This window comes from Variovorax sp. 10L426 (assembly GCF_056395305.1).
Genome location: NZ_JBFTJF010000001.1, coordinates 367,278 through 378,745, shown reverse-complemented (window position 1 = coordinate 378,745; position 11,468 = coordinate 367,278). Strand labels below are relative to the sequence as shown.

Sequence of the window (11,468 nt, the reverse complement as noted above, 5' to 3'; positions counted from 1 at the left end):
AGGTCCGTTCGAATTCAGCCCAAGGCTCGCCACAGGTCGGCCAGCACACGGCGGGCATCGACGGTTGGCGCGAGCTGTTCCATGATGCTGGAGACGAATTGCTCGCGGGTGGTCGATTTCGCGGCGCAGCGCTTCGCGACGATCCGCGCAATGGGACCCATCGAGGAAAGCAGCGCGGCCGCTGCCTTGTCGACATCGCCTTCGCGCATCGGCGCGCCGCTCAGCGCTGCGCCGTCGACTCTCGAGGCCTGGGAACCAGGGGCAGCTGCCGAAACCGCGCCATGGGTCGGCGGCGCGCCGGCCTTGGCCAGGAAGCGCTCGCGCGCTTCAATGTCCACGATCGCACCGGCAACGGCATGGCGCACTTCCGCCAGCGAGGACAACCCGCGCGCGGCACGACGCACCAGTACGCGCGCCACCGCGCCCACGTGCTCGGCCAGTTCGCGTTCGACCCCGGCCAGCGCGGCGGTGTCCCATCCGGTGGGCGGGGGGATCGAAGGCGGGCTTGTGCCGGGCTGCGACTTCGAGGGTGCCAGGGGGATCCGCGTCGAGTCGGGCACCGTCGGCACGAATGGCAGATTGGGCGCGGGGATGTCGGACGCGTCGCGCACCTTCGGGGGGGCCGGGCTCGCCTCTTGGCCTTCGAGGAGAGGCGGCATCAGCATATGGGCCGGGAGCACCTCCGGCAACGTCTCCGTGGCGAGCGCCACCAGCGCCGTTCGCATCGCCATCGCGCTCGGATAGCGTTGCGCCGGATCCTTCGCCAGCGCCCGGTCCAGCACTGCATCGAACGGCTTGTGCACGGGGTCGTTCGTCAATTCGCTCAGCGGCTTGTGTGGCTCGTAGACGATCTTGTACATGATCGCGTCGTCCGTGCCGACAAATGGCGTCGTCCCGCTCAGCATCCGATAGAGCAGCACGCCCGCCGAGAAAACATCGACGCGGCGGTCGATCTCGCGGTCCGTGTACTGCTCGGGCGCGATGTAGCCGGGCGACCCGACGATCGAATTGGCGCGCGTCAGATTCGACGTTTCGGTTCGCGCTATGCCGAAATCGGTGATCTTGAGGCACCCATCATCAGCAATCAGGAGATTCGCCGGCTTGATATCCCGGTGCACGATGCCGCGCTCGTGGGCGTAGTGCAAGCCGTCGAGCAGTTGCATCATCACGCACAGCACCTGCGGCACCTCGAGCTTGCGCGGCGCCTGGACATAGTCGCGCAGGTTTCGTCCGGCAACGTATTCCATGACGATGTACGCGCAGTCGTCGTCTTCGCCGAACTGGTAGATCGGGACGATGTTGCGGTGGTTCAGCCGCCCCGCCGCCTTGGCTTCCACGCGAAAGCGCGCCGCCACGCTCAGGTCGTCGCCCGATTCGAGCAGGCGGCGGTGGATCGTCTTGATCGCCACCGCACGGTCGATCCCCGGATCGTGCGCCAGGTACACGACGCCCATCGCGCCCGAGCCGATCACGCCACGGATCGGGTATGGACCGACATGGGTGGGCGGCGACATACGGGTGACGGACCTCAGGTGTCGATCATCTTGATGGCCTGATCGAGGCTGCGGCGCATGCGCGTGAACGAATTCGCCAGGATCCCGATTTCGTCGCGGCCACGCGTCGGGAATTCCGGCACATCGGATTCGCCCAGGCTGACGCGGTTGGCCACCTTCGACAGCGCCGTCACCGGTCGGATCACGAGCAGGTAGAGCATCACATTCAGCACGATGCCGATGGCCACGAAAATGCCGATGAGCGAACCCATGAAGACCTTGAAAGTCTGTTCGGCGCGCGCCAGCGGCACCGACATGGGCACCGAAACGACCTGCGCGCCGATCACCTCGTTCATCTGCCAGCCGAAGCCGTTGGCCGGCCCGTACTTGTCGATCACGGTGTGCGGCGCCGCCTCGACCGTGCTGTGGCATGCCAGGCAGGCAGCGTTCGTAATGCGGATCGGGCGCGCAATGTAGAGCGCCCGCCCGGTGCCCGACTCGCGCTCACCAACGAACTCCTTCTGATCGGCCTGGCTGCGAAAACGATTCACGATGTCGGCTTCCCAGTCGACCGCACGATCGCGCGGGTTGGTCGGATTGAGGGTCGCTTCCTTGTAGGTGTAGTCGGGGAAGCTCTTGGACAGCGTCGCCAGCACTTCCGTGGCGGAATAGGCTGGCACTGTCTGGGGCAGGAAGGTGTACTTCATCTGCGTTTCAAGCAACGGGCGGATCTGGTCATTGGTGTAGGCGCGAATCGCCAGCGCCTTTTCCATGGTCAGGCGCGATTGGTTGAGCACTTCCTGCTTGGCGTTGCTTTGAAGCAGGTCATGGGAAATCTTGCCCGCGCCGGCCACGCCGCCGACGAAGACCACCAGGAAGATCAGATTGAACTTGAATAGAAGGCTCATGGGATTCTCCAGTCCTGGCTGTCACTGGTCGTTGAGTTGCGGCACGACGTGGGACGGTTCACTGAGACTTGCCCCGCCCGGCGCTGGTGCCGCCCGAGGCTGCCGGTACAGGTGTGGGTGCGGCTGAAGCCGCAGGTGCGGCCGCAGCGGCTGCTGCGGCTGCGGCGGCGGCTGCCGCTGCCCGGTTGGCCCGCGCCGCTGCAGCCGCGGCCTCCCGCGCACGGCGACGTTCGGCCTCTTCGGCCAGGCGGCGCGCATAACCCTCCGGGTCGGCATAGGGCTCCCATTCGGGGTGCTGTGCCAAGTCCGCCTTGGCGCCCGCACGGAAGCTCAGGTCGGCGGCCGCGCGCGACTTCCACAGCGGCAGCAGCTGCAGCCGCAGCGCCGGTTCGGTGCGCAGCCACGCGGCCACATCGGCGTACGTGACATCGCCGCGCGGCTTGGGTGCGACGTTGCGCTTGGCGAACTGCTCACCGCGTGCGGGCAGCCGATCGCGGAACTGGCGCGGCACCTTGCTCAGGAATTCGGGCGTGGCGCGCGCGCCGACCGTCGGACTGCTCCCTTCACGCCGCTGCGCGAAATCGCCGCTGGCCAATTGCGCAATCGTCTGCGTGCCATCACGCAGCGTCAGCTTGGCGCTGCCGGTTTCGACAAACAGTTCGTACTGCGCGCCCTTGGTGTGGATGACGGTGGTGGCGGCTTGGGTCGCGACCTCGACGCTGGGGCCGACGTAGCCGAAGGCCCCGTTGGCGCTGGTCTTGAGCCAGCCCTCGAGCAGATAGAGCGGCGGCGCCGTCAGCCCCTTGCCGACGCGAGGCCGCAGCATCAGCCGCGTCGATTCACCAATACCGACAAGGACGCCGCCGGGCAGTTCGATCTGGGCAAATGCGCCGGGTCCTGACTCGATGATGTCCTGCTCATTCAAGACCACGCCCTCGGCGAGCGAGTAGCGCGTGGTCTGGCGGATCAGCGCAACGTCGCCCTCGACGATGCCGACGACGCTGTTGGACCGCGCCCAGGCCGACGTGGCGTCGGTAGATTGCGCGCAGGCAAACGACGAGACGAACAGGTTCGCGACGCACAGCAGCAGGAACCTGAACAAGATCTTTGTGCGCCGCAAAGAGGTAACTCCGCTGGCATCGGGCATCGTGGAATCTGGCTGCAAACAACTTCCATATTACTCACCCTCCCCCGTGCAGTGGCCGTCTTTTTCGGCCTAGGAGCCCCTGTCAGGCGTATTCCATTTGACTGGGTGCGCGAGTCAGTTGCCAGGATCAAAGCGAGACGGCATACACCGATCGTCGCGATGCAACCCTGGATTCCGGCCGGACAGGTCGGTCATGCGTCGACCTTCACCTTGCCGTCCTTGACGACGCGCGCCCACTTGTCGATCTCGCTCGAAATGAACTTGGCGAACTTCTCCCGCGAGCCACCGCCGTCCTCGGCACCGTAAGTGTCGAGCCGCTCCTGCACGTCGGGCATGGCAAGCACCGTATTGACGTCGCGATTGATCTTGTCGGCGATGCCGGCGGGCAGCTTGCCGGGGCCGGCGAGGCCGTACCACGTGGTCGCTTCGAAGCCGTCGAAGCCTTGCTCCTGCATGGTCGGAATGGTCGGGTGGCCCTTGGCGCGCTTGAGCCGCGTCTGGGCGACGCCGATCACTTTGCCGCTCTTCACGTGCGGCGTGGCCGCCGTCATCGTCTCGAAGCTGTACTGGATCTGGCTGCCCATCAGGTCGGCCAGCAAGGGCCCGCTGCCTTTGTAGGGCACATGCAGCGCGTCGACCTTGGCCTGAAGCTTGAACATTTCCAGCGCCAGATGCTGCGCGGAACCGGCCCCGGCCGAGCCGAAGCTCACCTTGCCGGGCTCCGCGGCGCACAGGGAGACGATGTCCTTCACCGTCAAGGCCTTCTGCGTGGGGCTCGCGATCAGCAGGTTGGGCGTGACGCCGACCAGCACGATCGGAACGAAGTCGCGCTCGACGTTGTAGCGCAGCTTGGGCTGCAGGCTGGGCGCCAGCGCATGGCTGTTGATGTGCGCCATCAGCAGCGTGCTGCCGTCGGCCGGCTGCGTCGCCACGTATTCGGCCGCGAGCACGCCTGCGACGCCCCCCTTGTTGTCGACGATGACAGACTGGTTCCACATCACGGACAGCTTCTGAGCGACCACGCGGGCCAGTGCGTCGGTGCCGCCGCCCGGCGGAAAGCCCACCACGATGCGCACGGGGCCGGAGGGCCACTCCTGCGCGAACACGCTGGGCACGCCGAGGGTGGCTGCGGCCGCGCCTGCGGCCTGGATGAAGGAACGTCGTTGCATGTTGTCTCCGTTTTTTGAATGAACGCGCCTGCGCTCAGGCCGCCTTCTGCAGGGCGGCCGGCGCGACATGGCCGGCGAAATAGTCCATCGTGGCCTGCACGCCGCTGCCGGCGAGCTTCACGCCGGAGAGCTTCAGACCCATCTCGACGCCGGCGATCATGGCGACCAGCGTCAGGTCGTTGCTGTCGCCGAGGTGGCCCATGCGGAACATGCGGCCCTTGAGCTTGCCCAGCCCCGTGCCCAGCGACAGGTCGAAGCGCTGGTGGATGAGTCGGCGCACCGCGTCCGCATCGACGCCTTCGGGCGTGATCACGCCGGTGAGCACCGGCGAGTACACGGCCGGGTCGGCGCACTGGATCGGCAGTCCCCATGCATTCACCGCTGCGCGCACGCCGGCGCCCCACCGCTGGTGGCGCGCGAAGACGTTGTTCAGGCCCTCGCCGAGGATCATGTCCAGCGCCTCCGAGAGGCCATAGAGCAGGTTGGTGTTGGGCGTGTAGGGCCAGTAGCCGTCCTTGTTCATCTCGACGATCTCGTCCCAAGCCCAGAACGAGCGCGGCAGCTTCGCGCTCTTCGCGGCTTCGAGGGCGCGCGGCGAGATGGCGTTGAAGCTGATGCCCGGCGGGAGCATCAGCCCTTTTTGCGATCCGCTGATGGTGACGTCCACGCCCCATTCGTCGTGGCGGAAGTCCGCGCTGGCGAGGCCGGAGATGCTGTCGACCATCAGCAGGGCCGGGTGGCCCGCCGCATCGATGGCGCGGCGCACGGAGGCGATGTCGGAGGTGACACCGGTCGAGGTCTCGTTGTGCACCACGCACACGGCCTTGATCTTCTTCTCCGTGTCCTTGCGCAGGCGCGCCTCGATCAGATCGGCCTGCACGCCGCGGCGCCAACCCGGTGCCTGCGGCAGTTGCTCGTCAGTGCCGTTGAAGGCCAGGAACTCGGTCGAGATGCCCAGTCGGGTGGCCATCTTCTGCCACAGCGAGGCGAAATGGCCGGTCTCGTACATCAGCACGTGATCGCCGGGGCTCAGCGTATTCGACAGCGCGGCCTCCCAGGCGCCGGTGCCGGACGCCGGATAGATGATCACGGGATGCTGCGTCTTGAAGATCTTCCGGATGCCCGTCAGCACCCGTCGGCCGAGCGCGCCGAATTCGGGCCCGCGATGGTCGATGGTCGGCAGGCTCATCGCGCGCAGGATGCGGTCGGGCACCGGGCTCGGGCCCGGAATCTGCAGGAAATGCCTACCGGTGGGATGAGAGTCGAGTTGAAGCATGTGGCCGTCCTTTCGCCGGCAGTTTTGCATTCAAAAGACAAATGTGGATGATGGTTATCCCCTAAGCCAATCGCTTGAGGGGCCAAAACTTTGCATTCAAAATGCAACTCAAGGAAATGAACCCATGGCGGAAATCATCGAAATCTCGCGTCTCGCGCTGCATGACCAGGTGGCGTCGCGGCTGCGCACGATGCTCATCGAAGGTCAGATCGCGCCCGGCGCCAAGCTCAACGAGCGCGAGTTGTGCGAGCAGTTGCGCGTCTCGCGCACGCCGTTGCGCGAAGCGATCAAGCTGCTGGCCGCGGAGGGACTGGTCGACCTTTTGCCCAACCGGGGCGCGGTCGCCGTCAAGCTGACCGAGGCGGATGTGGTCAATACCTTCGAACTGCTCTCGACGCTCGAAGCCTTGTCCGGCGAACTGGCGGCGCAGCGCGTCACCGACGAAGAGCTGGCCGAGCTGCGTGCGTTGCACTACGAAATGATGGCCTGCTTCGCGCGCCGAGACCTCTCCGGCTACTACCGCATCAACGCCCGCATTCACGCCGCGATCAACGACGCGGCCAAGAACCCGGTGCTGACGAGCACCTACCGGTCCATCAACGCGCGCGTGCAGTCGCTGCGCTTTCGCACCAACCAGAACGAAGCCAAGTGGGCTGGTGCGGTGGCCGAGCACGAACGGATGATCGAAGCCCTCGGTGCCCGCGACCCCGCCGCGATGCGCCAGGTGCTGATCGAGCACCTGAACCGCAAGCGCGACACCGTGCTGGAGCTCCTGCGCGCCGGCGAAATCTATCCACGGTCCAACGCGGCCAAGACCTGAAGTCCCACCCATGCGCATCGAGCCCGCGAGCCATCTCCAGCCAGCCGGCACCGTCCTGCCCCCTAACGAGACCTGCGAGGCGCTGGCAAGACGCTTGGTGGCCGAGACGCAAGGCGAGGTGCTGTTCGACGACGCATCACGCGGCCGCTATGCGACCGATGCGTCGATCTACCAGATCATGCCGGTCGGCGTCCTGGTGCCGAAGACCGAGCGCGACATCGCGACTGCCATCGACGTGGCGCGCGACCTCAAGGTGCCGGTGCTGGCACGCGGCGGTGGCACCAGCCAATGCGGCCAGACCACCGGCGCCGCGCTGGTCATCGACAACAGCAAGCATTTCCGGCGCGTGCTCGATCTCGATCTCCAAGGCCGCACCGTCACGGTGGAGCCGGGCATCGTTCTCGATCACCTGAATGCGCAACTCAAGCCGCACGGCCTCTGGTATCCGGTCGATGTGTCCACCAGCGCGCAGGCCACGCTCGGCGGCATGGCGGGCAACAACTCCTGCGGCTCGCGCTCCATCGCGTACGGCAACATGGTGCACAACGTGGCAGGCGCGAGCGCATGGCTGTCCGACGGCGAACTGGTGGACTTCGGGCCGGTGTCGAAGCTGGGCGCGCGGGCGAGCGACATCGCGCTGCACGTGAAGCAACTGGCGGTGCAGCACCGCAGCCAGATCCAGTCGAACTGGCCGAAGGTGCTGCGTCGCGTCGCCGGCTACAACCTCGACATCTTCGACAACCAGAGCGAGAAGCCCTATACGGCGGACGGCAGCGTCAACCTCGCGCACCTGCTGATCGGCGCCGAAGGCACGCTGGCCTACACGCGCAGCCTGACGCTCAAGCTCTCCGAACTGCCGCGCGCGAAGGTGCTGGGCGTCGTCAACTTCCCGAGCTTCCGTGCCGCGATGGATTCGGCGCAGCACATCGTGAAGCTCAGCCCGAGCGCGGTGGAGCTGGTCGATCGCACGATGATCGAGCTGAGCCTTGCCAACCCCGCCTTCCGGCCCACCGTCGAGACCGCGTTGATCGGCCATCCCGCCGCGATCCTGCTGGTCGAGTTTTCGGGTAGTGACAAGGCATCGCTGCTGCCGAAGCTGAAGGATCTCGTCGACCTGATGGGCGAACTCGGCCTGCCGGGAAGCGTGGTCGAGATGCGCGACGACGCGCCGCAGAAGAACCTGTGGGAGGTGCGCAAGGCGGGCCTCAACATCATGATGAGCCTCAAGGGCGACGGCAAGCCGGTGAGCTTCATCGAGGATTGCGCGGTGCCGCTGGAGCATCTGGCGGAATACACCGACGGGCTCACCGAAGTGTTCGCCAAGCATGGAAGCCGCGGCACCTGGTACGCGCACGCTTCGGTGGGCACGCTGCACGTGCGGCCGATCCTGGACATGCGCACCGACGGCGCGGCCAAGATGCGCGCGATTGCCGAGGAAGCAAGCGCGCTGGTGCGAAGGTTCAAGGGCGCCTTCAGCGGCGAACACGGCGACGGCCTGTGCCGCGGCGAATGGATCGAGTGGCAGTTCGGTCCGGCCATCAATGAAGCCTTCCGCTCCATCAAGCAGAAGCTCGACCCGATCAATCTCTTCAACCCCGGCAAGATCATCGATCCGCCAAAGATGGACGATGGCGCGCTGTTCCGCTTTGCGCCGGCGACTGCGCCAAGGCCTTACAAGCGCATCCCGCTCACGCCGGTCCTCGACTGGTCCGCATGGAACGTGCAGGCCGACCCGGTGACGGAAGTGACAACGGCCCCAGGCACCGGCGGCGACATCACGGGTGGCTTCGCCAAGGCCGTGGAGATGTGCAACAACAACGGCCACTGCCGCAAATTCGACGCCGGCACGATGTGCCCGAGCTACCGCGTGACGCGCGACGAGCAGCACCTCACGCGCGGCCGCGCCAACACACTGCGCCTCGCGATCTCCGGCCAGCTCGGGCCCGACGCCTTCACCAGCGAAGCCATGCACGAGACGATGGACCTGTGCGTCGGCTGCAAGGGCTGCAAGCGCGATTGCCCCACGGGCGTCGACATGGCGAAGATGAAGATCGAGTTCCTGTCGCACTACAAGAAGAAGCACGGCCACACGCTCAGGGACAAGCTCATCGCCCGGCTGCCGGACTACGCCCACGTGGCCAGCCGCGTGCCGTGGCTGCTCAACCTGCGCAACACCGTGCCGGGTGCGCGCTGGCTGGGCGAGAAGGTGCTGGGGCTTTCCGCGAAGCGCTCGCTGCCCGAGTGGCGCAGCGACACCTTCTGGCGCGCCAGCGATCCTTCGATGTTCGCGAGCCGTGAACAGGCGCTTGCCGCGGCGCGCGAAGGTCGCAAGGTTGCCGTGCTCTTCGTCGATACCTTCAACGGAACCTTCGAGAGCGAAAACGCGCTGGCTGCCGCGCGCGTGCTCAAGGCCGCCGGCTACTCGCTGCACACAGTGCGGAAGGATGGAGGCCACCACTGCTGCGGTCGTACCTATCTCGCCAATGGCATGGTCGACGAGGCCAAGGCCAGGGCCGGTGCGTTGATCGACGCACTGCTGCCGTTGGCCGATGCAGGCATCGCGATCGTGGGGCTCGAACCCTCATGCCTGCTGACCTTGCGCGACGAGACGCTGGTCATGGGCCTGGGCGCGAAGGCCGAGACAGTCGCAGGCCAGGCGCTGCTGTTCGAGGAATTCATCGCCCGTGAGGCGAAGGCCGGGCGCTTCCAGGTGGCGCTCAAAGCGGTCGACAAGCCGATCCTCTTGCACGGGCACTGCCACCAGAAGGCCTTCGGCGCAGTCAGTCCGATCCTCGACGTGCTCAAGCTGATCCCCGGCGCCAAGCCGGAGTTGATCGAAAGTTCATGCTGCGGCATGGCCGGCAGCTTCGGCTACGAGGCTTCTCACCACGAGGTCTCGATGCAGATGGCGGAAGCCACCCTGCTGCCCGCTGTGCGCCAGAACCCCGACGCCATCGTGGTGGCCGACGGCACCAGCTGCCGTCACCAGATCGCCGACGGAGCGCAGCGCGAAGCGGTTCACGTGGCGCGGTTGCTCGACGCGCAGCTCGCCTGATGCGGGCTACTCGCTCCGGCTTGCCAGGACATTCCTCACCGCGGCTAAAACCGCTTGGAATATCCGATCGTCAGCCCCCGCGGCAAGATCATCACCGAAAAGGGCGTGTCTTGGAGCGTCATCCAGTAGCCCACCGCGCTGCCGATCGCCCAACCTGCCAGCACGTCCGTCTGCCAATGGGCTTGGCTTTTCATCCGCGCGACCCCATCGTAGAGAGGCAGGACCTCCAGCGCCCAGACCCACGGGTATCGATCCGCATAGTTGACGATGATCGGCGTGATGAAGCTCGCCTGTAGCGCCACTTCTCCGCTCGGGAAGCTCTGGTTGCCGCGACCCTTGAACCAAGCGTCCGGGCCCTCGCCTGTGATGGGCCGCGGCCGCCCCGTTGCGAGTTTGAGAGCTTCCACTCCCACCGCAGATGCGACGGACGCATCCACGGATTGCCAGAGCACGTGACCGAATTCGTCGTCGTTGCCGAGCCACACGGCACCAGCCAACTCGAAGACGACAACACCGTATGCAAGGCCTGTCTGGTAGCGACGCGCCCAAATGCCACTCTGGTCGAAGGCCAACACGTGATCGATTCCAAGCGGTCCCCCTCCAGCGCCCGCTGTACCGCCCCAAAGCGCGAAAGCCAGGATCAGCAAGGCCCGCTTCGGAGCGGCCTTGATACGGCCCGCACGGGCCGGGACGTGTAGCAACGCGATCGGCCAATGCGAGGCTCTCGCCCAACGGGCGGCACGCGCGCGCGACTGCTCAAAAAACGCGTTCGCCCAGCCCAGGGCACGCGCAAGGAATGAAGACATGGATACCCCCTTTTTGACCTGGAACAAGGAATCCAGCTGCGCCTGGGCGCAGCAGGGACTCGACGTCAGGCGACGTCGCTTGTCAGGCCGTCAGGGGAGGAGCAGTCTCGGGCGGTTGCCTTCGCCAGGGCGCCTTGGGCGGCGGGGCGCCGCTCGTGAACAGAATGCGTTCATGGACGATCGAATCCGACGGCACCAGAATCCTGCCCAAGGCCACCGTCAACGGCAGCAGCAGGAGGACCAGCGCCATCAGTGCATCGAGGCCATGCGTGAAGGTGTCAGGAACATCGATGTGCGCGCCTGCCGGTGCATAGAGCGTGGTTTCGAGATCGAGACTGTGCTCGGCCCTGACATCTGGCGAAAACAACGCCATCGCCTCTACGTTGCGAACACGGAAGCCGGGCTCGTCCTCCCACCCGTCGCGCTGGAAATGGATGAACAAAAAGGGCTGGAGGACAGACAGCAAGAGGCCCGCAAAGCACCACCATGAAAAGTGCGATGCGACACGGCGACGAAAGCGAGCGAGTTCCACTTTTGCATTGTGCAAGGCACCTTTCGGACGTACCTGAACAGGTAATCAGGTTCGCAAGAATCTGCTGATGGGCCCGCGCCGCAATTCGCCTGTCAGTGAGTGCCCATTTATCGAGGTGACAAGCGGCGGTGCAACCATTCGTTGCGATTCCCTTGGCGACCTTTTGGAGAACGATTTGTACACTTTGCGCCGGATCGTCCGGACTCCTTCCAAGAGGCGCAAATGACACAAGAATTCCAAGGCGCAGTGTTGATGCTGATTG

General features: G+C 65.7%; 9 protein-coding genes. 2 read left to right on the top strand and 7 right to left on the bottom strand.

Annotated elements, in window-relative coordinates:
* Positions 1 to 14: 14 nt before the first annotated feature.
* The 5 genes from AC1DHL_RS01860 to AC1DHL_RS01840 all read right to left on the bottom strand — a co-directional run bounded on the left by AC1DHL_RS01860 (position 15) and on the right by AC1DHL_RS01840 (position 5,993).
* Entirely contained in the window at positions 15 to 1,514 is a 1,500-nt protein-coding gene (locus tag AC1DHL_RS01860; RefSeq protein WP_478160171.1) for a serine/threonine-protein kinase, read from the bottom strand.
* Between the two features lie 14 nt (positions 1,515 to 1,528).
* Positions 1,529 to 2,401: a c-type heme family protein gene (locus AC1DHL_RS01855; RefSeq protein ID WP_478096130.1), complete on the bottom strand. Its 873-nt coding sequence runs from the start codon at positions 2,399 to 2,401 to the stop codon at positions 1,529 to 1,531.
* 58 nt (positions 2,402 to 2,459) lie between these two features.
* On the bottom strand, positions 2,460 to 3,503 hold the full coding sequence (locus tag AC1DHL_RS01850) for a FecR family protein (protein ID WP_478160169.1): 1,044 nt from the start codon (positions 3,501 to 3,503) through the stop codon (positions 2,460 to 2,462).
* Between the two features lie 236 nt (positions 3,504 to 3,739).
* Positions 3,740 to 4,717 (bottom strand): Bug family tripartite tricarboxylate transporter substrate binding protein, encoded by a 978-nt coding sequence (locus AC1DHL_RS01845; protein ID WP_478160168.1) that lies wholly within the window; start codon positions 4,715 to 4,717, stop codon positions 3,740 to 3,742.
* A gap of 34 nt (positions 4,718 to 4,751) precedes the next feature.
* Positions 4,752 to 5,993, bottom strand: coding sequence for a pyridoxal-phosphate-dependent aminotransferase family protein (locus AC1DHL_RS01840; protein ID WP_478160166.1), 1,242 nt, complete (start codon positions 5,991 to 5,993; stop codon positions 4,752 to 4,754).
* A gap of 124 nt (positions 5,994 to 6,117) precedes the next feature.
* Here AC1DHL_RS01840 and AC1DHL_RS01835 point away from each other — a divergent pair, with 124 nt between their 5' ends.
* Positions 6,118 to 6,813: a GntR family transcriptional regulator gene (locus tag AC1DHL_RS01835; RefSeq protein WP_478160164.1), complete on the top strand. Its 696-nt coding sequence runs from the start codon at positions 6,118 to 6,120 to the stop codon at positions 6,811 to 6,813.
* Positions 6,814 to 6,823: 10 nt separating this feature from the next.
* The gene (locus AC1DHL_RS01830) at positions 6,824 to 9,868 is read left to right on the top strand and encodes an FAD-binding and (Fe-S)-binding domain-containing protein (protein ID WP_478160162.1); all 3,045 of its coding nucleotides are present in this window, start codon (positions 6,824 to 6,826) and stop codon (positions 9,866 to 9,868) included.
* A 44-nt stretch (positions 9,869 to 9,912) separates the two neighbouring features.
* Here AC1DHL_RS01830 and AC1DHL_RS01825 read toward each other — a convergent pair whose 3' ends face one another.
* Together AC1DHL_RS01825 and AC1DHL_RS01820 are read right to left on the bottom strand one after the other, a co-directional pair.
* A complete protein-coding gene (locus tag AC1DHL_RS01825) occupies positions 9,913 to 10,674 on the bottom strand; it encodes a phosphatase PAP2 family protein (RefSeq protein WP_478160160.1) in 762 nt (253 codons plus the stop codon).
* Positions 10,675 to 10,756: 82 nt separating this feature from the next.
* On the bottom strand, positions 10,757 to 11,140 hold the full coding sequence (locus tag AC1DHL_RS01820; protein ID WP_478160158.1) for a hypothetical protein: 384 nt from the start codon (positions 11,138 to 11,140) through the stop codon (positions 10,757 to 10,759).
* Between the last annotated feature and the right edge of the window lie 328 nt (positions 11,141 to 11,468).

Excerpts from the sequence above, each read along its gene's own strand:
- AC1DHL_RS01860 (WP_478160171.1), bottom strand. The coding sequence starts at position 1,514 with ATGTCGCCGCCCACCCATGTCGGTCCATACCCGATCCGTGGCGTGATC.
- AC1DHL_RS01855 (WP_478096130.1), bottom strand. The coding sequence starts at position 2,401 with ATGAGCCTTCTATTCAAGTTCAATCTGATCTTCCTGGTGGTCTTCGTC.
- AC1DHL_RS01845 (WP_478160168.1), bottom strand. The coding sequence starts at position 4,717 with ATGCAACGACGTTCCTTCATCCAGGCCGCAGGCGCGGCCGCAGCCACC.
- AC1DHL_RS01840 (WP_478160166.1), bottom strand. The coding sequence starts at position 5,993 with ATGCTTCAACTCGACTCTCATCCCACCGGTAGGCATTTCCTGCAGATT.
- AC1DHL_RS01835 (WP_478160164.1), top strand. The coding sequence starts at position 6,118 with ATGGCGGAAATCATCGAAATCTCGCGTCTCGCGCTGCATGACCAGGTG.
- AC1DHL_RS01830 (WP_478160162.1), top strand. The coding sequence starts at position 6,824 with ATGCGCATCGAGCCCGCGAGCCATCTCCAGCCAGCCGGCACCGTCCTG.
- AC1DHL_RS01825 (WP_478160160.1), bottom strand. The coding sequence starts at position 10,674 with ATGTCTTCATTCCTTGCGCGTGCCCTGGGCTGGGCGAACGCGTTTTTT.